Here is a 23351-nt window from a genome sequence, read left to right as displayed (position 1 = left end):
GTCGGCGGGACGTCACGGGGCGAGACCGGGGCCGGCGAGGGACATCCGCCAGAGGTACTCGGATCGATCCGGACGGCGCCAGCGGACGATGACGACGCCCGTCTCTTCCAAGGAGACGCCGAAGACCGCGATCGCGATGCTGCGTCCGGGGTCGAGGTGGCGGACGACGAGCGGCGGACAGTAGCCCGTCCCGAGGTGCGTGAGGCTCAGGCCGTCGATCGGTTCATCGCTGATGTTGACGAGGTCGTATCGGTGTGGCGCATGGGTACGGTCGACCGCGAAGGGGACCGCGTAGGCGGTGGGTGTTGGGTGCATGGGGGGAACGTTAGGGGGAGGGTCCGACGCTGGGGGCCGGGATTCGCCCGGGGGACCTCGGCCTGTGGAGGGGGGTCCTGGCGGGCGTGGTTGTGGTGGGACGGGGACACCCCGGGGTCAGACGCCGTACTCCGCGTTGTACCGCTTCAGGGCTTCCTCGATGGGCCCGTCGAGCTGCAACCGGCCCTTGTCGAGGTACAGGCCGCGCTGGCAGAACCGGCGCAGGTCCTTGTCGTTGTGGGAGACGAAGAAGAGCGTCCGACCGCCCGCGAGGAGCTCCTCGATGCGCTTGTAGCACTTCTCGCGGAAGGCCTTGTCGCCGACCGCCAGGACCTCGTCGACGAGGATCACCGGCTCGTCGAGGCGCGAGATCACCGCGAACGCGATCCGGACCTTCATGCCGCTGGAGAGGTGCTTGTAGGGGGTGTCGACGAAGTCGCCGATCTCGGCGAAGTCGATGATCTCGTCGAAGCTGTCGCGGATCTCCGCTCGGGACATCCCGTGCAGCCCGGCGGTCAGGTAGACGTTGTCCCGGACGGTCAGGTCGCCGACGAACCCGCCGGTGATCTCGATGAGCGGAGCGACGCCCGCGCCGACGCGGACCCGGCCTTCGTCGGGGAGCATCACCTGGGCGACGAGCTTCAGGAGCGTCGACTTGCCCTGGCCGTTCCGCCCGACGACGCCGATGGCCTCTCCGGGGCGGACGTCGAACGAGACGTGCCGCAGGGCCCAGAACTCGTCGCCGCGCTTCCGGCGGTTGCTGCCGGCGAACAGGTCCTTGAAGCTGCGACTGGCACGCCGGTTCCGCTTGAACCGGATGCCGGCGTCCGTGACGGAGATCACCGGGGCCACGGTCTTCGTCTGACCGGTCGACTGCGTGGCGGTCATCAGAGCTCCTTGAGGACGCGGTGCTCGCTGCGCTGGAACACCAGGAGCCCGACGGTGACCACGATGGCCGTGGTCACGACGGAGGCGAGGACCTGGAACCAGTCGAGCTGGCTCGGGAAGAACGCGGAGCGGTAGATGCCGAAGATGCCCGTCAGCGGGTTGATCGCCGCCAGGTCGTGGAGGGTGTCCGGCAGCGCGCTCGGGCCGTAGATGATCGGGGACGCGTAGAAGGCGAAGCGGAGCACCAGCTTCACGGCGCGTTCGAGGTCGCGGAAGAACACCACGAGCGGGGCGACGATGAGGCCGATGCCGTAGACCAGCGCCGCCTGCAGCACGATCGCGAACGGGTAGAGCACGACCTGCCAGTGCACCTGTGCTCCGGTCGCGATCACGAAGATCGCGAGGACCGGGATGCTCAGGAGGAACTCGATGCCCTTCGACGCGTCGATCCGCAGGACCCAGATGCTCCGGGGGATCGTGGTCGACCGGATGAGCTTCGACTCCTTGATGAAGGCCCGGGTCGAGTCGGAGACCGCGCCGGTGAACCACATCCACGGCAGGAGTGCCGCGAGGAGGAAGACGATGTAGGGCTCTTCGCCGACCGATCCACGGTGGAAGACCTGGGTGAAGACGAACCAGTAGATCGCCGACATCACCAGCGGGTCGAGGATCGACCAGAAGTAGCCGAGCACCGAGGTCGAGTACCGCACCCGCAGGTCGCGCTTGGTCAGCAACCAGAGCGCATGACGATAGCGCCGACCGGAGCTCCGGGTCGCCGCTGGTGCGGCGGCCACGGGCGCGGTCGGCGCACTCGCTGTCGTCATGGGGTCCTTCCGGCCTGGATCGCCGAGAGGAGACCGGCTGCTCAGGCGAACAGGTTGTTCGCGCGCTCGAGGTCCTCGGCGAAGTCGATCTCGACCGCGTACAGGTCGGAGATGTCGATCGGCGTCCAGCGTAGCCCGTCCTCACCGATGGCAGCCTCGATGCCGCCCTCGAAGTACTCCTGGTCGTCGACGCGACCGAGCTGACGGATCAGGGCCTGCTTGTCGGCCGAGGAGACGTAGTTGATGCCGACCGCTTCGCCGAGGCCGCCGACGACCTGCTTCGAGAGCTTGTGGATGAAGCCCTCCGCGTCGACGGTGTACTTGACTTCTTCGTCGGACACCTTCTCGGTGTTGACGCTCACGAAGGACCGGTCCTGGTCCATCATGTCGGCCGCACGGACGAGCGCACGGGGGTCGAAGACGACGTCGCCGTTCATCCAGAGGACCCCGCCCTTGCCCGTGGCCTTCAGCGCACGGAGGAGGCTCTTCGAGGTGTTGGTGGAGTCGTAGGACTCGTTGTAGACGAAGTTCGCTTCCGGGAACGCCTCGACGATGTACTCCGACTTGTAGCCGACGACGACCGTGATGCGGGCGCTCGAACCGAACGCGGCCCGGATGTTCTCGAACTGCTGCTGCATGATGGTGCGGCCGTCGCTGAGCTCGGTGAGCGGCTTCGGCAGGCTGCGCCCGAGGCGGCTGCCCATCCCCGCTGCGAGGATGACGATCTGCGTGGTCATACTGGTCCCTTCCGGTGTCCGCCCGCGCGCCCTTGGGCACGGACAGGCCACGTCGAGTCTGCTCGCAGTCGATCCGAATCAGCCGAGAGTCGCGCCACCGTCACGTCGTGGACGGCGGAGAACCCCGGCCGTGTGCACGGTCCGAGCAGGTTTCCAAGTGGTGAACACTCCGTCGTGTCCCGGTGAATCATACGGAACGACCCCGCGCCGGGGTACGTGCTGAGCGGGTTCGTAGTCATTTCGTGACACTGGGTGTCCGCCCCCGCCGATGTCCCCACCGCGTTGGTACGGTTGGGCCGTGGCTGCAGCAGGGGACGACGAGGACGTGTACGCCACGTCCGACGCTGCGTGGCTCACCGAGGTCGACGACGAGGTGGACGAGCTCGACGAGCTCGACGACACCGATCAAGACGACCAGGACGACCAGGACGACCAGGACGACGGGGACGACACGGCCGACGACACGGCCGGCGTCTCGACACACCGCGACACGGGGGACAGCGATGCGGACGACCGCCCCGACCAGGACGGCATGACGGACGACAGCACCACCAGGACCGACGACCGGACGAGGGTCGACGACACCTCGACCGGCGACGACGCGCGAGCGACCGAGGGGACGGGAGCTCTGCCTGCGGCCGCAGCGTCGACCACGACGAAGCCGAGCACGGCGAAGAAGCCCCGCGCCAAACGCCCGAGCCGCGCGACACGCCCGCAGGGCGCCGCGGCCGCGGGAACGGCCGGCACGGACAAGACGACCAGCGCGACCAGCGACACGACGCAGGGTGACGTCGTGACGGACACCGAGCCTCCCGTCCGTGCCGACGGAACAGGCACTGCCGAGCCCCGCACCGCCGAGCCCCGCACCGCCGAGCCCCGCACCGCCGAGCCCCGCGCCGACGCGACCACGCAGACCAAGCCGGCACCGAAGAAGAAGGCCCGCACCACGGCGCCCAAGCAGGCCCCGAAGCAGCAGCCGGTGGTCCTCCGTGCGAGCGGCCTCGTGAAGCGGTACGGGCAGACGCTCGCCGCCGACGAGGTCGACCTCGAGATCCGCCAGGGCTCGATCTTCGGCGTCGTCGGCCCGAACGGCGCCGGCAAGACCACGACCCTGTCGATGCTCACCGGCCTCCTGCGCCCGGACGCCGGCACGGCGACGGTGCTCGACCACGACGTCTGGGCGGACCCCGCCGCGGCGAAGCGGTCCATGGGGGTGCTGCCCGACCGGCTGCGGCTGTTCGACCGGCTCACCGGCGCGCAGCTGCTCTTCTACTCGGCGACGCTCCGCGGGATCGACGGCAAGACCGCCAGGGCCCGCAGCTCCGACCTCGCCGAGGCGTTCGGGCTGGGCGACGCGCTCGGCCGTCCGGTCGCGGACTACTCCGTCGGCATGGCGAAGAAGATCGCCCTCGCCGCCACGCTGATCCACTCGCCGCGCGTGCTCGTGCTCGACGAACCGTTCGAGTCCGTCGACCCGGTCAGCGCGGCGACCATCACCGAGATCCTCCGCCGCTACACGCAGGGCGGTGGCACGGTCGTGCTGTCGAGTCACTCGATGGAGCTCGTCCAGCGCACCTGCGACTCGGTCGCCATCATCGTCGGGGGCAAGGTGCTCGCGTCGGGCACCATGGCCCAGGTCCGTGGCCGCAAGAGCCTCGAGGACAAGTTCGTCGAACTCGCGGGTGGCCGCGTCGTCGCGGAGAGCATGGAATGGTTGCACAGCTTCTCCGGCTGAGGGCCGACCTGCTCGCGGGCGAGGTCCGCGGGAGCGCCAGGCGTTCGGTCCTCGTCGTCGTCGGCAGTCTGGCCGGACTCGTCGCCGCGGTGCTCATCGGAATCGCGATGTCGTCCCTGCGCACGGCCGATCCCGCGGTGGCGCGCGCCGCCATCGTCCCGGTCGGCACCCTGATCACGGTCGGGTTCACGATCATCCCGCTCGCCGTCGGCGGTGCGGACCAGTTCGACCCGCGACGGTTCGCGGTGTTCGGCGTCGGTCGCCGCGACCTGGCGATCGGTCTCGCCGTGGCAGGGCTGGTCGGGGTCCCGGTCGTCGGGGTCGCGATCGTCGCGGTGTCCCAGTCCGTGGCGTGGATGCGCGGTGCCGGCACGGGTGTGCTCGGCGTCGTCGCGGCGCTGATCGTGATCGCCACCTGTGGGCTGCTCGTCCGCGTCGGCTGCACGGTCGGCTCGTGGCTGATCGGGTCACACCGGCCGAGCCGTGACGCCGGCTGGCTCGTCGCCCTGGTCGTCGTCGTGCTCGTCATCCCGACCGTCTCGCTGCTGCTCCGTGTCGACTGGCTGAACCCCCGGAGCGCCGAGCTCCAGCGGATCGCGGACATCGCCGGGTGGACCCCGTGGGGTGCCGCGTGGGCGGTCCCCGCCGACGTCGCCTCCGGGCACACCGGTGAGGGCATCGTGAAGCTGCTCCTCGCGCTGGTGGTCCTCGGGCTCCTCGTCGCCGCGTGGTGGGGACTCGTCGGCCGGATGCTCGTCACCGTCGACGACCGCACCGCGGTGCGGAGCTACCGGACGCTCGGCTGGTTCGACCGGCTCGGGGCGACCCCGGTCGCCGCGGTCGCCGCCCGTGCGCTGACCTACTGGGGGCGTGACCCGCGGTACCGCACCTCGTACCTGATCCTGCTGTTCGTGCCGATCGTGGTCGTCCCGCTCGGGGTCGCCGGGGTGCCGTGGCACTGGACGGCGCTCATCCCGCTGCCGCTGATGGCCGTCATCGCCGGGTTCCTCCCGCACAACGACGTCTCGTACGACAACACCGCGGTGTGGCTGCACGTCGCGTCCGGTGCGCCCGGGTGGAGCGACCGTCTCGGCCGGCTGACCCCGGTGATCGTCGTCGGCGTCCCCGCGATCGTCGCGGGGTCGGCGCTGTCCGCGTGGCTGTTCGGCGACTGGGTCGCGTTCCCGGTGCTCATCGGCGTCTGCGTGGCCGCGCTCTTCGCCGGACTCGGCATCTCCAGCGTCGTGTCCGTGCTGCTGCCCTACCCGACCGTCCGCCCGGGGGACCGGCCGTTCCAGCAGCCGCAGGCCGCCGGGGTGGTCTCCACCGTGTCGCAGTCCACGACGATCATCGGGATCCTGCTGTTCTCGGTCCCGGCGGGCTGGCTCGGGGTGCTGGCGCTCTCCGACGGTGCGGAGCCGTGGGCGGTCCTGACGCTGGTGGTCGGCGCGGGTGTCGGCATCGTGGTGCTCGGCATCGGCGTGGTCGCGGGCGGGAAGCTCTTCGACCGGCACGGGCCGGACCTGCTGGCCGCGGCGCAGCGGAACTAGACGCGCACCGCCGCGGCGCAGCGGAACAAGACGCGCACCGCCGCGGCGCAGCGGAACGAGACGCGAGCAGCACGCAGCGAGCAGCACGCAAGGGAGCCGGACCCGACGTACCCTGGTGTCATGAGCATGACGGAACCCGGTGGCGGCGGACTCGACGTGATGGACCGCGAGCTCGAGAAGCTCCTCGAGGAAGAGGCGATCGAGCCCGGCGACCACGAGCGCTTCTCGCACTACGTCAAGAAGGACAAGATCCTGCAGTCCGCGCTGAGCGGCAAGCCGGTGAAGGCCCTGTGCGGCAAGAAGTGGATCCCGGGCCGTGACCCGGAGAAGTTCCCGGTCTGCCCGGACTGCAAGGCCATCTACGAGAAGATGAAGGCCGAGTAGCCGCTCACACGATGAGCGTCGGGATCGCCGGGTCGCCCCGCCCGATCCGCGACGCGTCCGCCGGCAGCTCGGCCTTGGCGCCCTTGTGGTGTGCGCGTGCGGCCTCGACCCCGCGGACCCCGAGGAACGCCGGGTCGACCTCGCCGTGGGTGACGACGGGCACCAGCAGCGGCCGCTCGTCCGGCCCGACCGAGCCGGAGGTCCGCACGACCTCCGCCGTGGCGATCCCGTTGCGCAGGCGACGCCCGGCGTCCTTCCGGCCGCCGATCGACGCCTTGTCGGCGGACTTCTTCGCCACCGACACCCACTCGCCGGCGGCGGTGTGGTGGGCGACGAGCTTGAAGACCATGCCGGCGGCCGGGTGTCCGGACCCGGAGACGACGGACGTGCCGACACCGTAGGAGTCGACGGGGGCCGCGCGGAGTGCCGCGATCGTGTACTCGTCGAGGTCGTTCGTCACGGTGATCTTGGTGTTCGTCGCGCCGAGCCGGTCGAGCTGGCCGCGGACCGAGGCGACGACGGACGGCAGGTCGCCGCTGTCGATGCGGACCGCGCCGAGCTTGCCGTTCGTCAGCCGCACGGCGGTGTCGACGGCGGCCTCGATGTCGTACGTGTCGACGAGGAGCGTGGTGCCGTCGCCGAGCGCGTCGAGCTGCGAGCGGAACGCCGCTTCCTCGGAGTCGTGCAGGAGCGTGAAGGCGTGCGCTGCGGTGCCCATCGTCGGGATGCCCCAGCTGCGGCCCGCCTCGAGGTTGCTCGTCGCGCCGAACCCGGCGATGTACGCGGCGCGGGCAGCGGCGACCGCGTTCCACTCACCCGTGCGGCGGGAGCCCATCTCGGCGAGCGGGCGGTGGTCGGCGGCGGACACCATCCGTGCAGCCGCCGAGGCGATCGCGGAGTCGGCGTTGAAGATCGACAGGGCCAGGGTCTCGAGGACGACGGCTTCGGCGAAGGTGCCCTCGATCTGCAGCACGGGGGAGTTCGGGAAGAAGACCTCGCCCTCGCGGTACGCGCGGACGTCGCCGGTGAACCGGTAGTCGGCGAGCCAGGTCGCGGTACCGGCGTCGATGACGCCGCGGTCCCGCAGGAACCCGATCTCCTCGTCCCCGAAGCGGAAGTCGGTGAGGGCGGTGAGGAAGCGGCCGAGCCCGGCAGCGACGCCGTAGCGGCGCCCGTCCGGCAGCCGTCGGGTGAACACCTCGAACACGCAGCGGCGGTCGGCGGTGCCGTCCTTCAGGGCCGCGTCGACCATGGTGAGTTCGTACTGGTCCGTCAGGAGCGCGCTGGTCACGTCTCCGACACTAGTCAGGGCACCGGCCTGGAGGCTGTGCTGACGTGGACCTGTCGGCGTGCGTCGGTACGCTGGTCCCGTGACGGATGCACCGATCGGAGTCTTCGACAGCGGCGTCGGCGGCCTGACGGTCGCCCGGGCGATCATCGACCAGCTGCCGCGCGAGAGCATCCGGTACGTCGGCGACACCGTGCACTCGCCGTACGGCCCGAAGCCCATCGCGGACGTCCGCCGCTACGCGTTGCAGGTGATGGACGACCTCGTCGAGCAGGGCGTCAAGGCCCTCGTCATCGCGTGCAACACCGCGTCCTCCGCCGTGCTCCGGGACGCCCGCGAACGCTACGAACAGGCGTACGGCATCCCGGTGGTCGAGGTCATCCAGCCCGCCGCCCGCGCGGCCGTCAAGCAGACCAGGACCGGGCGGATCGGGGTGATCGGCACGGTCGGCACGATCGGGTCGCGCTCCTACGAGGACGCCTTCGCCGTGGCCTCCGACGTGTCGCTGACGCTCGCCGCGTGCCCGCGGTTCGTGGAGTTCGTCGAGGCCGGGGACACCTCCTCACCCGAGCTCCGTGAGATCGCCGCCGGGTACCTCGCGCCGATCCGGGCCGCCGACGTCGACACGCTCGTCCTCGGGTGCACGCACTACCCGTTGATGTCCGCGGCGATCCAGTACGTGATGGGCCCGGACATCACGCTGGTGTCCAGCGCGGAGGAAACGGCGAGCGACGTCTACCGCCGGCTCGTCGAGCACGGCCTCGAACGGACCACCACCGAACCCCCGACCTACGCGTTCGAGGCGACCGGCGACGACAAGGCCGGGTTCCTCCGGCTCGCCCGCCGGTTCCTCGGCCCCGAGATCGTCAGCGTCGGCCACCTCGAGACCGGCGCCATCACGTTGCCACGTCCCCACGACCCCGCGGCGACCAGCCGCTCGGCGTGACCAGCTCCGACAACCCGCACCGAGCCTCCAGGCCGGATCGAAAGGACCCCATGACCACCCGCATCGACGGTCGCACGACCACCGACCACCGTCCCGTCACCATCGAACGTGGCTGGAGCACCCAGGCCGAGGGCAGCGCCCTCATCTCCTTCGGCAACACGAAGGTGCTCTGCACCGCGTCCTTCACCAACGGCGTCCCGCGCTGGATGGCCGGCAAGGGCACCGGCTGGGTCACCGCCGAGTACTCGATGCTCCCGCGCTCCACGAACGAGCGCATGCAGCGCGAGTCGATCAAGGGCAAGGTCGGCGGTCGCACGCACGAGATCTCCCGCCTGATCGGGCGCTCGCTCCGTGCCGTCGTGGACATGAAGGGCCTCGGCGAGAACACCCTGGTGCTCGACTGCGACGTGCTGCAGGCCGACGGCGGCACCCGCACGGCGTCCATCACCGGCGCGTACGTCGCGATGGCGGACGCGATCGAGTGGGGCCGTGGCAAGGGCTTCATCGCGAAGAAGGCCACGCCGCTGGTCGACAGCGTGCAGGCGATCTCGGTCGGCATCGTCGGGGGTGTGCCGATGCTCGACCTGGCGTACACCGAGGACTCCGCCGCCGACACCGACATGAACATCGTCACGACCGGCTCCGGCAAGTTCATCGAGGTGCAGGGCACCGCCGAGCACGCGCCGTTCGACCGCGACGAGCTGAACGTGCTGCTCGACCTCGGGCTCGCCGGCAACGCCTCGTTGGCGGCGATCCAGCGCGACGCACTGGGGCTCGCGTGACCGGCACCGTCGTCCTGGCGACCCACAACAAGGGGAAGGTGGTCGAACTGCGGGAGATCCTCGGCGACGCCCTCGGATCCGGTGTGGAGCTGCAGGGCTACGACGGCCCCGAGCCCGTCGAGGACGGCGACACCTACGCGGCGAACGCGCTCATCAAGGCGCGTGCGGCGGTGGTGCACACCGGGCTGCCGGCACTCGCGGACGACTCCGGGATCGCGGTCGACGTGCTCGGCGGCGCCCCCGGCATCAACTCCGCGCGCTACGCGGGGACCCGGGTGGACGCGGACAACATCGACCTGCTGCTGCGGAACCTGGACGGTGTCGTGGAGCGGACCGCGGCGTTCGTGTGCGCGGCCGCGTTCGTGACGCCCGCCGGTGTGGAGCACGTGGTCGAGGCCGTGTGGAACGGCGAGGTGCTGACCGAGCGTCGCGGTGACGGTGGCCACGGGTACGACCCGGTCTTCAAGCCGGACGACGCCGATCGGTCGTCGGCGGAGTTGACGCGCGCGGAGAAGAACGCGCTGTCGCACCGTGCGAAGGCGTTCCGCGGGATCGCCCCGATCGTGCGCGAGTACTTCGGCGCGTAGCGCGGGGTCGCCCGTGCGGCCGCCCGCGGTGCGGCTTGCTCCCGCACAACCAAGAGCACCTCGCGCCGCGGGATCCCGTGGTGCGAGGTGCTTTCGGTTGTGCGGGGCGTCGGCTCCTGGCCGAGGTGGCTACTCGGCGGACTGCTTCTTCGCCTTGCGGGCGTTGCGGAGGTACGTCAGCGCCATCGGCACGACGGTCACGACGACCGCGAGCAGCAGGATGACGTCGATGTACTCGCGGACGATGTGCGCCACGAAGGGGATGTGCCCGATGAAGTAGCCGAGGAACGTCACGCCGACGCCCCAGACCACGGCGCCGATGGCGTTGTAGAGCGAGTACTTCTTGTAGTCCATCCGGCCGACACCCGCGGCGATCGGCGCGAAGGTGCGCACGACCGGCACGAAGCGGGCGAGGATGACGGCGAGGGCGCCGAACCGGTGGAAGAAGGCGTTTGTGCGGTCGACGTTCGCCTTGGAGAACAGACCGCTCTCCTTGCGCTCGAAGATCGGCGGACCGGCCTTCTTCCCGATGTAGTACCCGAGCTCGCCGCCGAGGAACGCCGCGGCGCCGATCATCAGCGCTGCGACCCAGACAGGGATGCCGCCGATCTCCCCGCCGCGGTCGAACGCGAAGAGGCCCGTGATCACGAGCAGGCTGTCGCCGGGGAAGATGAAGCCGATCAGCAGGCCGGTCTCGGCGAAGACGATCGCGCACACGACGAGCACGGCGACGGCCCCGAAGTGGTCGAGGATGTACTGCGGATCCAGCCAGGGGATCAGGGCGAGTGCGACGGAGTGCATGCTTCTTCCGGTCGTGCTGGTGCGGTGACGGGAAGGTCACCCGCACGACGAGAGTACCGTGCGGGTCCGGACGGGCCGTCCTCCGGCGGTATGACATGCGCGAGCACGCAGGCTCGGTGCGGCGGCCTGCGTGTGGCGGCCAGCGTGCGAGTGTGCGTGCGTCCTCGGTGCGGAAGGAGGGACTCGAACCCTCACGCCTGGGGCACAGGAACCTAAATCCTGCGTGTCTACCGATTCCACCACTCCCGCGAGCACCGACATCGTACCGGCCGCCCCGCCACCGCGGCGTGCGTGGCGGGGGCGCCCCCGGCCTCCCGGCCGTGAACCGCGCAGCGCCGCGCGCTCAGCGCAAGCGGCGGGGCAGGTACCGGGGAACGTAGCGGATGAGGACGCCGGCGCCGACGAGGCCGAGGACGCCCATCACCCCGCTGGCGATCGCGATCGACGCCACCGCGGTGATGCCGGAGATGACGAGCGGTGCCGCCGCCTGCCCGAAGTCGCCGGTGAACCGCCACGCGCCGAGGAACGGCGCCGGGTCGTCCCGTGGTGCGAGGTCCGCCCCGAGCGTCATCAGGATCCCGGACCCGACGCCGTTCGCCAGCGACATGCCCATCGCGATCCCGACGAACCAGCCGACGCGGGCGTCCAGGTGCCCGCTCCACGCGAGCAGGAAGTAGCTGACGCTGAGCCCGAGCATGCAGGGGAGCGCACTCGCGAGCCGTCCCCAGCGGTCCATGATCTGGCCGCTCGTGTAGAAGAGCGCGAAGTCGACGGCGCCGGCGATGCCGATGATCAACGCGGCCGTGGCGTCGTCGAGGCCGACGCTCACCGCCCAGAGCGGCAGGATGACCTGTCGCCCGGCGCGCATCGCGCCGATCAGGCCGGCGCCGCTCCCGAGTCGGAGCAGCACGCTCCGGTTCGCCCGGATCGTGCGGAAGAGGCCGTGCGACTCCTGCTGCACGAGGATCGCGCCGGTGTCGGTCGCGTCGACGGCGTCGCCGTCCGGACGGGAGGCCCGGCTCGGCCACCGCAGACCGCGGACGCCCGTCGCGGGGTCGCGCAGCACGACGAGGGTCACCGCCGCCGCGATGCAGCAGACGATGTGGATCCAGAAGGCGCTCTGCGTCGTGCCGGTCAGGTGCACGACGCCCGCGGCGATGAAGGGGCCGACGAAGTACCCGAAGCGGAACACGCCGCCGAGGCTGGAGAGCGCGCGGGCCCGGATGCGGACCGGGATCGCGGTGGTCATGTAGGCGTGCCGGGCGAGCGCGAACACCGCGGTGGAGACACCGACCAGGAAGACGCCGATCGCGAGCACCACCGGGTTCGGCGCCGCCGTGCACACCAGCAGGCCGACGACCGAGACCAGTGCGGCGCCGATCATCGCGTTGCGCTCGCCGATCCGGGCGACGACCACGCCGGAGGGCACGTCGCCGATGAGCTCCCCGACGAGGATCAGCGACGCGACGAACCCGGCGATCGCCAGGCTCGCACCGAGCGAGTCCGCGGCGATCGGGATGATCGGGATGATGGCGCCCTCGCCGATGGCGAAGAGCGCAGCAGGCAGGAACCCGGACAACAGGACGGACCGGAAGTCGAATGAGTCGTTCTCGGTCGTGGCCATCGCGCGATCAACCGTACGCCAGCGGTACCGGTTGCACGGCGGGTTACCCTTGACGCATGCGTGTTCTGGCGGCGATGAGCGGTGGTGTCGACTCGGCGGTGGCCGCGGCCAGGGCGGTCGACGCCGGCCACGACGTGGTCGGGGTGCACCTGGCGCTGAGCCGGATGCCCGGGACCCTCCGCACCGGCAGCCGCGGGTGCTGCACCATCGAGGACTCGATGGACGCCCAGCGCGCGGCCTCGGCCCTCGGCATCCCGTACTACGTGTGGGACTTCTCGGCCCGGTTCAAGGAAGACGTCGTCGACGACTTCGTGGCCGAGTACCAGGCCGGCCGGACCCCGAACCCCTGCATGCGGTGCAACGAGCGCATCAAGTTCGCCGCGCTCCTCGAGAAGGCGCTCGCCCTCGGGTTCGACGCGGTCTGCACCGGGCACTACGCCTCGATCGTCACCCTGGCGGACGGCTCGCGGGAGCTCCACCGCTCGGCCGCGTGGGCGAAGGACCAGTCGTACGTGCTCGGCGTGCTCACCGCCGAGCAGCTCCAGCACGCGATGTTCCCGCTCGGGGCCACCCCCTCCAAGGACGAGGTCCGCGCCGAGGCCGCTGCACGCGGACTGACCGTCGCGCAGAAGCCGGACTCCTACGACATCTGCTTCATCCCGGACGGCGACACCCGCGGGTGGCTGGCCGACCGCGTGGGCACCGCCCCGGGTGAGGTCGTCGAGCGCGACGGCACGGTCGTCGGCACGCACGAGGGCGCGACCGGCTACACCGTCGGGCAGCGCCGCGGACTCGCACTCGGCCGCCCGGCACCGGACGGCAAGCCGCGCTTCGTGCTCGAGATCCGCCCGAAGGACAACACCGTCGTCGTCGGACCGAAGGAGGCGCTCGCCGTCTCCTCGATGTCCGGGTCGCGGTTCACCTGGGCGGGTGCGGCCCCGGCCGACCCCGCCACGCCGTTCTCCTGCGACGTGCAGATCCGCGCGCACGCCGACCCGGTGCCCGCGACGGCCCGGGTGACCGACGGCACGCTCGTGATCGACGTCGACGAGCCGCTGCACGGTGTCGCACCCGGGCAGACGGCCGTCGTGTACGTCGGGACCCGGGTCCTCGGGCAGTGCACCATCGACACCACGGTCAGCGCGGTCCCGGTCGACGCCTGACGTCCCGGGTCGGTGGTCCACGGTAGAACTGTGGGTATGAGCGAGACCGACGCCACGTTCGAGACCATCGACCCCGAGGGGCTCGACGCCGCCCAGGCCGCGCGTGAGGTCGACCGCCTGCGCTCGACGATCAACGAACTCCGGCACGGCTACTACGAGGGGAACGCCTCGACCGCCTCGGACGCCGAGTACGACGCGTTCGTGCACCGTCTCGACGCGATCGAGCGGCGCTTCCCGGAACTCCTCACCGAGGACAGCCCGACGCAGACGGTGGGCGGGCAGGCCGAGACCACGCAGTTCGCCCCGGTCGAGCACGCGGAGCGCATGCTCTCGCTCGACAACGTCTTCTCGCCGGAAGAACTCACCGACTGGGCGATCAAGGTCCAGCGGGACGCGGGGGCCGAGCGTGTCCGGTTCCTCACCGAGCTGAAGATCGACGGTCTCGCGATCAACCTCCGCTACGAGAACGGGCGCCTCGTCACGGCGGCCACCCGCGGTGACGGTGTCGTCGGGGAAGACGTCACCGGCAACGTCCGCACGATGGGCACCATCCCGGACCGTCTGTCCGGCTCCGGCCACCCGCCCCTGGTGGAGGTGCGGGGCGAGATCTTCTTCCCGGTCGAGCAGTTCGACGAGCTGAACGCCAAGCAGCTCGCAGCGGGGGAGCGCCTCTTCGCCAACCCGCGGAACGCCGCAGCGGGCTCCCTCCGGCAGAAGGAAGAGGGCAAGTCCGCCGCCAAGCGTGAACTCATGGTCGACCGGCTGCGGCGCCTGCGGATGCTCGTGCACGGCATCGGTGCGTGGCCGGTGCGCGAACTCGAGCGCGACACCGACGTGCGCTCCCAGTCCGAGGTCTACGAGCTCCTGCACACCTGGGGGCTGCCGACCGGGACCCACCACCGGGTGTTCGACACCATCGACGACGTGCTCGGCTTCGTCAAGGACTACGGGGAGCGCCGCGCGTCCGTCGAGCACCAGATCGACGGCATCGTCATCAAGGTCGACGACCTCGGCCTGCACGAGGAACTCGGCTCGACGTCCCGCGCACCACGGTGGGCGATCGCGTACAAGTACCCGCCGGAAGAAGTGCACACGAAGCTCCTCGACATCGTCGTGAGCGTCGGGCGGACCGGTCGGGCCACGCCGTTCGCCGTGATGGCCCCGGCCGAGGTGGCCGGGTCGGTGGTGCGGCAGGCGACGCTGCACAACCAGCAGGTCGTGAAGGCGAAGGGCGTGCTCATCGGGGACACCGTCGTCCTCCGGAAGGCCGGGGACGTCATCCCCGAGGTGCTCGGCCCGGTGGTGGAACTGCGGGACGGCAGCGAACGCGAGTTCGTGATGCCGACCGCGTGCCCGGAGTGCGGCACCACGCTCGCCCCCGCCAAGGAAGGAGACATCGACCTCCGCTGCCCGAACGCCCGCAGCTGCCCCGCCCAGGTCCGGGGGCGCGTCGAGCACATCGCCTCCCGCGGGTCGCTCGACATCGAGGGCCTCGGTGAGGTCGCCGCGGCAGCCCTCACCCAACCGCTCCACCCGGAGGTCCCGCCGCTCGTCACCGAAGCGGGGTTGTTCGACCTGACGATGGAGGACATCGTCCCGATCGAGGTGATCGTCCGCGACGCCGAGACCGGCATGGAGAAGACCGACGACGACGGCACCCCGAAGCGCGTGACGCCGTTCAGCCGGGCGCGCAAGAAGACCGACCCGCCCTTCGACGCCGCTGCCCGTGGGGCCGAGTACACCGGCGAACCGAGCCGGTACCCGTCGAAGAACGCGTTCGAGATGCTCGCGAACATCGACGCCGCGAAGACGAAGCCGCTCTGGCGCATCCTGGTCGGCCTGAGCATCCGCCACGTCGGGCCCGTCGCCGCGCGGGCGCTCGCGAACCACTTCGGTTCCCTCGACGCGATCCGGTCCGCGTCGCGTGAGGACCTGGCGGCGGTGGACGGGGTCGGCAGGATCATCGCGGACGCCCTCCTCGACTGGTTCGAGGTCGACTGGCACCGCGAGATCATCGACCGCTGGACCGCGGCGGGTGTGCAGTTCACGACCCCGGGGCACCCGGGGCCGGGCGCGGCGAGCACCGAGGGCGGTGTCCTCAGCGGCCTCACGGTGGTCGCGACCGGCTCGCTGGAGGGGTACAGCCGGGAAGGTGCGCAGGAGGCCATCATCGCCGCCGGCGGCAAGGCGGCATCGAGCGTCAGCAAGAAGACCGACTTCGTTGCGGCCGGTCCCGGTGCCGGATCGAAGCTGACGAAGGCCGAGCAGCTCGGCGTGCGGATCATCGACGCCGAGCAGTTCCGGCTCCTCGTGACCGAGGGACCGGACGCCCTGCCCGAGCCACCGACGGCGACGGCCGATGCGCCGGAGGCGCCGGCCGCGGACTGACACCGGTCCATGAGCACGCCGACGGTCTGTCCGCACACCGCGACTCGCTGCTCCTTGCACCCAGTTCAGGGGGCAAGTTGCATCGAGCACGACCGGTTCCGGCCCGTCTTCCTTACACTCGACAGAGCATCACCTGTCGTCTGCAGGGGGACGATGGGAAGGCCTTCCCGGGGGAGACCGGTTTGCTGCTCGTCGCCGCTGCTCTGATCACCGCCTCGATGCACTCGCTCGGAGTGGTCGAGTCGCCGGTCGCGCCCGCGACCACATCCGTCGCGATCGTCCGGACCGCCGCGATCGTCCACGACCCCGCCACGGCCTCCCGACCGGTCATGACCGGGGGACAGGACACGGTCGACACCGCCGATCTCCGGGCGGCCAGGGGGCGGACGTTCCTCGACGACCTCGTCGCCATCGCCCCGGACCGCCTGGCGCACGCGGCCACGGAGGCGGACGTGGTCGCGACGGCGATGGACCACCCGCCGACCGCCGCCGAGGTCACGACCTGGTGGTCCGGTCTCGCGTCCGCGGATCGCGCACGGCTCGAACGGGACGCCCCGGTGGTCGTCGGCAACCTGGACGGCGTGCCGTACACGGTGCGCGACCACGTCAACCGGGCGGTGCTCGCCGCCGGGCTCGCGGACCCGCACACCGCGGCGTCGGAATCCGCGATGCTCGGGCAGGTCCGGGAGTCCCTCCGCCGCGTCGCCGACACCCCGCCGAAGTCGCTGATCACGCTCGACACCCGCGGCGCCGGTCGCGCCGCGATCGCTATCGGCGACCTCGACACCGCGGCGGACGTGACGGTCGTCGTCCCGGGGATGTTCTTCACGGTCACCGGGCAGATGGTCGACTTCACCGCGACCGCCGGGGACCTGTACGCGGAGCAGGCGACGCTCGCGCCGGTCGCCGCACCGGCGTCGGGGACGGGTGTCGCGGTGGTCGCCTGGATGGGGTACCGCACGCCGGACCTGTCGAACATCCTCTCGCTCGACCTCGCGAAGACCGGTGCGGCCCGGCTCGAGCGCACCGTCGACGGCATCCGCGAACTCCGTGACGGTCAGCAGCCGCGGCTCGGGATCGTCGCGCACTCCTACGGCTCGACGACGGCGCTGATGGCCCTGGCGTCCGGGCACATGAGCGCGGACAGCCTGACGGTGCTCGGGTCACCGGGCAGCGACGTCACGAACGCCTCCGAGCTCGCGGTGTCCTCGGGCGAGGTGTTCGTCGGGGGCGCGCACTGGGACCCGATCGCCGGTTCCGGGTACTTCGGCACCGACCCGGGCGTCGCCGGCTTCGGCTCGACGGTCCTCGACCTCGCCGGCGGTGTCGACCCGGAGGACGCCGGGGACCTGTTCCGCCGACCGGTCGGGCACAACGACTACCTGAAGCCCGGCACCGCGTCGCTCCACGACGTGGCGCTGATCGCGGTCGGCCGTGGCGACATGGTTCGCGACGGGATCCGCCAGGGCAACGGCCGCGGCGAGGGCGTCGTCGGGGCGTCCCCGGACATGTACCTCGTCCGACCGCAGGACCTGCAGCCACGCGACTGAGTGTGAACCTGAGGACCGGTGCAGCTTCTGCGGCGGTCGGAGCGGTCTCGACCCAGGGCGGCTCCCTACCGTGCTCCCATGCGTGTAGTGCGGTGGCCCGGCGCCCTCCTGATGTTCGTCGTGATGTCCGTGCTCGCCGGGCTCCTCGTCGCCGTCGCCGTGACCCCGGCCGTCGCCGTGGCCGGGGAGGGGGCCTCCGGTGCCGCCGCGTTCTTCGAGGACCTGCCGAGCTACCTCGACGTGCAGACCCCGCAGCAGGTCTCCACCGTCTACGCGAAGCAGGGCGGCAAGGACGTCAAGATCGCGTCCTTCTACGCCGAGAACCGCACGAACGTCGACTCGAGCGCGATCGCCACGACCCTGAAGCAGGCGGCGATCGACACCGAGGACCCGCGGTACTACGACGAGGGCGGCATCGACGTCATCGGCACCCTGCGCGGCGCGGCCGCGACGGTCGTCGGCGGCGACGTCCAGGGCGGGTCGAGCATCACGCAGCAGTACGTCAAGAACGTCCTCGTGCAGCAGTGCGAGCAGCTCACCGGCAAGGACGCCGCAGCGACGAAGGCCAAGATCGCGGCCTGCTACGAGGACGCCGCCGGGGTCACCCCGCAGCGCAAGCTCCAGGAGATGCGGTACGCGATCGCCGTGAACAAGAAGTACTCCAAGTCGGAGATCCTCACCGGCTACCTCAACATCGTCGGGCTCGGCGGCCGGGTCTACGGCGCCGAGGCCGGGGCGGAGTACTACTTCGGCGTCCACGCGAAGGACCTGTCGCTCGTGCAGTCGGCGACGCTCGTCGCGATCCTCAACAACCCCTCGAACCTGCGCATCGACCAGCCGAGCAACGCCGACAACGGCACGGCGAACGGGTACGCGGCGACGAAGGCCCGTCGTGACTACGTCCTCCAGCGGATGTACGCGCACCACTCCATCACGAAGGCCGACGAGACCGCGGCGATCGCGACCCCGGTGCAGCCGAAGATCACCGAGACGGCGAACGGCTGCTCCTCCGCCGCGACGAACTACGACGCCGGCTACTTCTGCGACTACGTGCGCGACCAGGTGCTGCAGGACCCGGCGTTCGGCAAGACCTCCGCGGAGCGCATCGCCACCCTCGACACCAAGGGCCTGGAGATCCACACCTCGCTCGACCTCGACCTGCAGTCCCAGGCGCAGAACGCGCTGTCGTCGTACGTGCCGACCTCGATGGCCGGCGTCGACGCGGGCGGCTCGAACGTGACGGTCGAGCCCGGCACCGGCCGGATCATGTCGATGGTGCAGAACACCACGTACACACAGGGCGACAGCACCGCGGCCGGCACGACGGCGGTGAACTACAGCGCGGACACCGCGTACGGCAACTCCGGCGGGTTCCAGACCGGGTCCACGTTCAAGGTGTTCACCCTCGCCGAGTGGCTCGCCACCGGGCACACCCTCTCCCAGTCGGTGGCGACGAGTCAGCACGACTACCCGACGTCCGAGTTCACGAACTCGTGCGCGAACATCGCCGGCCCGGACTGGTCGGTGGCGAACGCCGAGTCGGTGCCGGCCTCGATGACGGTGCAGGCCGCCACCGCCGAGTCCATCAACACCGCGTTCGCGGCGATGGGCAAGCAGCTCGACCTCTGCGAGATCGCGAACCTCGCCGAGTCGATGGGCATCCACACCGCGGCGGGGAAGGCGATCAGCTCCGTGCCGTCGATGATCCTCGGCACGAACAACCTGTCGCCGATCGACCTCGCCGAGGCCTACGCGGGCTTCGCGAACGGCGGCATCGTGTGCACCCCGACCGCGATCGACTCCGTCACCGAGGCGGACGGCACGAAGATCACCCCGACGCCCGCGTCCTGCACGCGCGGCGTGGACTCCGACGTCGCGGGCACGGTCGACTACGCGCTGCAGTCCGTGCTGACCGGTGCGGGGACGGCCGCGAGCGCGAACCCCGGCGACGCGACGCCGAAGTTCGCCAAGACGGGCACCACCGACGGCGACGTGCAGAACTGGCTCGTCGCGTCGTCGACGAAGTACACGAACGCGACCTGGATCGGCAACGTGCAGGGCAACGTGCGCCTCGCGAACTGGCCGTTCCTGCAGGGGACGACCGGGTACAGCGCGAAGTTCGGGGTGGGGAAGTCGATGATGACCTACCTCGACGCGCAGTACGGCGGCGATGCGCTGCCGACACCGAGCCAGTCGATGATCGGCGCGTCGTCGAAGAGCAGCAGCAGCACCAGCAGCACCACGAGCGGCAGCACCACCGGCGGCGCCACCGGGACGAACAGCGGCGGCAGCACCACGAAGAGCGGCGGCACGAGCGGCGGCACCAGCGGCGGCGACAGCGGCAAGTGACGCGCTCGGTAGACTGGTCGGCATGCCTGACATCACGAGCGAGCAGGTCGCCCACCTGGCGAACCTCGCACGTATCGCCCTCACGCCCGCCGAGATCGAGAAGCTGACCGGGGAGCTGTCGCACATCGTCGACAGCGTCGCGAAGGTGACCGAGGTCGCCACGCCGGACGTCCCCGCCACCAGCCACCCGGTCGCCCTCGCGAACGTCCTCCGACCCGACGTGGTCGGCGCGACGCTGACGCAGGAGCAGGCGCTCTCCGGGGCGCCCGACACGGACGGCGAACGGTTCCGCGTGACGGCGATCCTGGGAGAAGAGCAGTGACCGACGACATCACCCGCCTCAGCGCGGCCGCGCTCGCCGACGCCCTGGTGGCGCGCGACGTCTCCAGCGTCGAGGCGACCCAGGCGCACCTGGACCGCATCGCGGCCGTCGACCCCGACGTGCACGCGTTCCTGCACGTCAACGAGAACGCCATCGGCGTCGCGAAGTCGATCGACTCCCGTCGTGCGGCCGGCGACGACCTCGGCGCGCTCGCCGGTGTGCCGGTCGCCATCAAGGACGTCCTCTGCACCATCGACATGCCGTCGACCTCCGGCTCGAAGATCCTCGAGGGCTGGGTGCCGCCGTACGACGCCACCACGGTGCTGAAGCTCCGTCGGGCCGGCATGGTGCCGCTCGGCAAGACCAACATGGACGAGTTCGCGATGGGCTCGACGACCGAGTTCTCGGCGTACGGCCCGACGCACAACCCGTGGGACCTCGGCCGGATCCCCGGCGGCTCCGGTGGTGGCTCTGCCGCTGCCGTCGCCGCGTTCGAAGCACCGCTCGCCCTCGGCTCCGACACGGGCGGCTCGATCCGTCAGCCGGGTGCCGTGACGGGCACCGTCGGCGTGAAGCCGACGTACGGCGGGGTCAGCCGCTACGGCGCGATCGCGCTGGCGTCGAGCCTCGACCAGGTCGGCCCGGTCGCCCGCACCGTCCTCGACGCCGCGCTCCTGCACGACGTCATCGGTGGGCACGACCCGAAGGACTCCACGTCCATCCCGGAGGCGTGGCCGTCGTTCGCGGCAGCCGCCCGTGACGGCCTGCAGGCGGACACGCTGAAGGGCCTGCGCGTCGGCGTGGTCAAGGAGCTCGCGGGTGGGGACGGCTTCCAGGCCGGCGTCACGCAGCGCTTCCAGGAGACGGTCGCGATCCTCGAGGCCGCCGGTGCGGTGGTCGTCGAGATCGATGCCCCCTCCTTCGCCTACGCGATCAGCGCGTACTACCTGATCCTGCCGGCAGAAGCGTCCTCGAACCTCGCGAAGTTCGACTCGGTCCGGTTCGGCCTCCGCGTCACGCCCGAGGGCGGTGCGACCGTCGAGGACGTGATGGCCGCGACGCGCGAAGCCGGCTTCGGGCCGGAGGTCAAGCGCCGCATCATCCTCGGCACCTACGCGCTCAGCGCCGGCTACTACGACGCCTACTACGGCAGCGCGCAGAAGGTCCGGACGCTCGTGCAGCGGGACTTCGACAAGGCGTTCGAGCGTGTCGACCTGCTCATCAGCCCGTCGGCCCCGACGACCGCGTTCCCCCTCGGCGAGCGGCTCGACGACCCGTTGGCGATGTACCTCAACGACCTCACCACGATCCCGGCGAACCTCGCCGGCGTGCCCGGCATGAGCATCCCGAACGGCCTCGCGCCCGAGGACGGCCTGCCGACCGGCGTGCAGCTGATGGCGCCGCAGCGCGAGGACGCCCGCCTGTACCGCTACGGCGCGGCGCTGGAGCGCCTGCTCGAGCAGCAGTGGGGTGCCCCGCTCATCGAACGGATCCCGGACCTCGACGCAAGTCAGCAGTCGGCAGCAGAGGAAGGCGTGGTCTGATGGCCGCCAAGGACGCACTCATGGACTTCGACGAGGCGCTCGAGCGCTTCGAGCCGGTCCTCGGCTTCGAGGTGCACGTCGAGCTCGCGACGAAGACGAAGATGTTCTCCGACGCCCCGAACTTCTTCGGCGGCGAGCCCAACACGAACGTCACCCCGGTGGACCTCGGGCTGCCCGGGTCGCTCCCCGTGGTGAACGAGCAGGCCGTGCGCTTCTCGATCAACCTCGGGCTCGCGCTCGGCTGCTCGATCGCCGAGTCCTCGCGGTTCGCCCGGAAGAACTACTACTACCCGGACAACCCGAAGAACTACCAGATCTCGCAGTACGACGAGCCCATCGCCTTCGAGGGGGAGGTCGAGGTCGAGCTCGCCGACGGCACCCTGTTCCAGGTGCCGATCGAGCGTGCCCACATGGAAGAGGACGCGGGCAAGCTGACGCACGTCGGCGGTGCGACCGGTCGCATCCAGGGCGCCGAGTACTCCCTGGTGGACTACAACCGCGCCGGGGTCCCGCTCGTCGAGATCGTCACGAAGCCGATCTTCGGCGCCGCGCACCGTGCCCCCGAGCTCGGTGCCGCCTACGTCCAGGTCATCCGTGACCTGGTCCGGGCGCTCGGCGTCTCCGAGGCCCGCATGGAGCGTGGCAACCTGCGCTGCGACGCGAACATCTCGCTCCGCCCGTGGGGCCAGGAGAAGCTCGGCACCCGCACCGAGACGAAGAACGTCAACTCGTTCCGCGCCGTCGAGCGTGCCATCCGCTACGAGATCCAGCGTCAGGCCGCGATCCTCGCGGACGGCGGCACGATCACGCAGGAGACCCGGCACTGGCACGAGGACACCGGTCGCACGTCGGCCGGCCGTCCGAAGTCGGACGCCGACGACTACCGGTACTTCCCGGAGCCGGACCTGCTGCCCGTGATCCCGGACAAGGCGATGATCGAGGAGCTCCGCGCGTCCCTGCCGGAGGCCCCTGTCGCCCGTCGTCGTCGCCTCAAGGGCGAGTTCGGGTTCGCGGACCTCGAGTTCCAGGACGTCGTGAACGGCGGGCTCCTCGACGAGGTCGAGGCCACGGTCGCCGCCGGCGCCCCGGCCCAGGCCGCGCGCAAGTGGTGGACCGGCGAGATCAGCCGCGTCGCGAACACGCAGGACGCCGCCCCCGGCGACCTGGTGTCGCCCGCACACGTCGCCGAACTCATCACCCTCGTGGAGTCCGGCGAGCTGACCGACCGTCTGGCCCGCCAGGTGCTCGAGGGCGTCATCGCCGGAGAGGGTTCGCCCGCAGCCGTCGTCGAGTCGCGCGGACTCAAGGTCGTCTCGGACGACTCCGCCCTCACCGTCGCCGTCGACGAGGCACTGGCGGCGCAGCCGGACGTGCTCGCGAAGATCCGCGACGGGAAGGTCCAGGCCGCCGGCGCGATCATCGGTGCGGTCATGAAGTCGATGGAGGGCCAGGCGGACGCGGCGCGCGTCCGTGAGCTGGTCCTGGAGCGCGCGCAGGCGTAGCGACCAGAGCGGACGGGAGGCACGGTGCGGGTCCGCACCGTGCCTCCCGTCGTTCCTGGGGACACGTCCACG

General features: G+C 70.9%; 20 protein-coding genes and 1 tRNA gene. 13 read left to right on the top strand and 8 right to left on the bottom strand.

All coding sequences use genetic code 11. The annotated features are described in order from the left end of the window. Positions 1-12 precede the first annotated feature (12 nt). From EDF24_RS11570 to EDF24_RS11555, 4 genes are all read right to left on the bottom strand, one after another. Positions 13-315: a hypothetical protein gene (locus EDF24_RS11570; protein ID WP_123703006.1), complete on the bottom strand. Its 303-nt coding sequence runs from the start codon at positions 313-315 to the stop codon at positions 13-15. Between the two features lie 117 nt (positions 316-432). Next, positions 433-1203 carry an ABC transporter ATP-binding protein gene (locus EDF24_RS11565; protein WP_185017179.1) on the bottom strand — a complete coding sequence of 257 codons (771 nt, stop codon included), beginning with the start codon at positions 1201-1203 and terminating at the stop codon, positions 433-435. After that, the gene (locus EDF24_RS11560) at positions 1203-2027 is read right to left on the bottom strand and encodes an ABC transporter permease (RefSeq protein ID WP_123703004.1); all 825 of its coding nucleotides are present in this window, start codon (positions 2025-2027) and stop codon (positions 1203-1205) included. The genes EDF24_RS11565 and EDF24_RS11560 overlap by 1 nt, the downstream gene beginning before the upstream one ends. Before the next feature lie 41 nt (positions 2028-2068). Continuing rightward, positions 2069-2764, bottom strand: coding sequence for an NTP transferase domain-containing protein (locus EDF24_RS11555; RefSeq protein ID WP_123654074.1), 696 nt, complete (start codon positions 2762-2764; stop codon positions 2069-2071). A gap of 298 nt (positions 2765-3062) precedes the next feature. On the opposite strand from EDF24_RS11555, the gene EDF24_RS11550 reads away from it, so the two are divergent. From EDF24_RS11550 to EDF24_RS11540, 3 genes are all read left to right on the top strand, one after another. After that, positions 3063-4499, top strand: a complete 1437-nt coding sequence (locus tag EDF24_RS11550) for an ABC transporter ATP-binding protein (protein ID WP_260233427.1) — start codon at positions 3063-3065, stop codon at positions 4497-4499. Continuing rightward, on the top strand, positions 4475-6049 hold the full coding sequence (locus EDF24_RS19180; protein WP_185021643.1) for an ABC transporter permease: 1575 nt from the start codon (positions 4475-4477) through the stop codon (positions 6047-6049). Before EDF24_RS11550 ends, EDF24_RS19180 begins: the two co-directional genes overlap by 25 nt. 120 nt (positions 6050-6169) lie before the next feature. Continuing rightward, a complete protein-coding gene (locus EDF24_RS11540; RefSeq protein WP_071299074.1) occupies positions 6170-6433 on the top strand; it encodes a DUF3039 domain-containing protein in 264 nt (87 codons plus the stop codon). 4 nt (positions 6434-6437) lie between these two features. Here the strand turns inward: EDF24_RS11540 and EDF24_RS11535 are convergent, their stop codons facing one another. Next, positions 6438-7724, bottom strand: a complete 1287-nt coding sequence (locus EDF24_RS11535; protein WP_123654072.1) for a nicotinate phosphoribosyltransferase — start codon at positions 7722-7724, stop codon at positions 6438-6440. Between the two features lie 79 nt (positions 7725-7803). On the opposite strand from EDF24_RS11535, the gene murI reads away from it, so the two are divergent. Genes murI through rdgB form a run of 3 tightly spaced genes read left to right on the top strand, consistent with a single transcriptional unit; the run spans position 7804 to position 10036 of the window. Continuing rightward, on the top strand, positions 7804-8667 hold the full coding sequence (murI, locus tag EDF24_RS11530; protein WP_123703002.1) for a glutamate racemase: 864 nt from the start codon (positions 7804-7806) through the stop codon (positions 8665-8667). 50 nt (positions 8668-8717) lie between these two features. Continuing rightward, positions 8718-9449: a ribonuclease PH gene (rph, locus tag EDF24_RS11525; protein ID WP_123654070.1), complete on the top strand. Its 732-nt coding sequence runs from the start codon at positions 8718-8720 to the stop codon at positions 9447-9449. Further along, positions 9446-10036 carry an RdgB/HAM1 family non-canonical purine NTP pyrophosphatase gene (gene rdgB, locus EDF24_RS11520; RefSeq protein WP_123703000.1) on the top strand — a complete coding sequence of 197 codons (591 nt, stop codon included), beginning with the start codon at positions 9446-9448 and terminating at the stop codon, positions 10034-10036. The genes rph and rdgB overlap by 4 nt, the downstream gene beginning before the upstream one ends. A gap of 129 nt (positions 10037-10165) precedes the next feature. Here the strand turns inward: rdgB and EDF24_RS11515 are convergent, their stop codons facing one another. The 3 genes from EDF24_RS11515 to EDF24_RS11505 all read right to left on the bottom strand — a co-directional run bounded on the left by EDF24_RS11515 (position 10166) and on the right by EDF24_RS11505 (position 12461). Beyond that, positions 10166-10837: a DedA family protein gene (locus EDF24_RS11515; protein ID WP_123654068.1), complete on the bottom strand. Its 672-nt coding sequence runs from the start codon at positions 10835-10837 to the stop codon at positions 10166-10168. Positions 10838-11005: 168 nt separating this feature from the next. Continuing rightward, positions 11006-11086: transfer RNA gene (locus EDF24_RS11510), tRNA-Leu, on the bottom strand. 94 nt (positions 11087-11180) lie between these two features. Next, positions 11181-12461: an MFS transporter gene (locus tag EDF24_RS11505; RefSeq protein WP_123702998.1), complete on the bottom strand. Its 1281-nt coding sequence runs from the start codon at positions 12459-12461 to the stop codon at positions 11181-11183. A 56-nt stretch (positions 12462-12517) separates the two neighbouring features. On the opposite strand from EDF24_RS11505, the gene mnmA reads away from it, so the two are divergent. From mnmA to gatB, 7 genes are all read left to right on the top strand, one after another. Continuing rightward, positions 12518-13624 (top strand): tRNA 2-thiouridine(34) synthase MnmA, encoded by a 1107-nt coding sequence (mnmA, locus tag EDF24_RS11500; RefSeq protein WP_123702996.1) that lies wholly within the window; start codon positions 12518-12520, stop codon positions 13622-13624. Positions 13625-13660: 36 nt separating this feature from the next. Continuing rightward, positions 13661-16012, top strand: coding sequence for an NAD-dependent DNA ligase LigA (ligA, locus tag EDF24_RS11495; protein WP_123702994.1), 2352 nt, complete (start codon positions 13661-13663; stop codon positions 16010-16012). 182 nt (positions 16013-16194) lie between these two features. After that, positions 16195-17562: an alpha/beta hydrolase gene (locus EDF24_RS11490; RefSeq protein WP_123702992.1), complete on the top strand. Its 1368-nt coding sequence runs from the start codon at positions 16195-16197 to the stop codon at positions 17560-17562. A gap of 78 nt (positions 17563-17640) precedes the next feature. After that, positions 17641-19911 (top strand): transglycosylase domain-containing protein, encoded by a 2271-nt coding sequence (locus EDF24_RS11485; protein WP_123702990.1) that lies wholly within the window; start codon positions 17641-17643, stop codon positions 19909-19911. A gap of 22 nt (positions 19912-19933) precedes the next feature. Then, positions 19934-20233 carry an Asp-tRNA(Asn)/Glu-tRNA(Gln) amidotransferase subunit GatC gene (gatC, locus tag EDF24_RS11480; RefSeq protein WP_123654062.1) on the top strand — a complete coding sequence of 100 codons (300 nt, stop codon included), beginning with the start codon at positions 19934-19936 and terminating at the stop codon, positions 20231-20233. Continuing rightward, entirely contained in the window at positions 20230-21777 is a 1548-nt protein-coding gene (gatA, locus tag EDF24_RS11475; protein ID WP_123702988.1) for an Asp-tRNA(Asn)/Glu-tRNA(Gln) amidotransferase subunit GatA, read from the top strand. The genes gatC and gatA overlap by 4 nt, the downstream gene beginning before the upstream one ends. Continuing rightward, entirely contained in the window at positions 21777-23279 is a 1503-nt protein-coding gene (gatB, locus tag EDF24_RS11470; protein WP_123702985.1) for an Asp-tRNA(Asn)/Glu-tRNA(Gln) amidotransferase subunit GatB, read from the top strand. The genes gatA and gatB overlap by 1 nt, the downstream gene beginning before the upstream one ends. The last annotated feature ends 72 nt before the right edge of the window (positions 23280-23351 follow it).

Origin of the sequence: Curtobacterium sp. PhB130 (assembly GCF_003755165.1) — a bacterium.
Lineage (GTDB): Bacteria > Actinomycetota > Actinomycetes > Actinomycetales > Microbacteriaceae > Curtobacterium.
The sequence above is the reverse complement of the archived record's forward strand: the minus strand, read 5'-3'. Positions and strand labels throughout refer to the sequence as shown.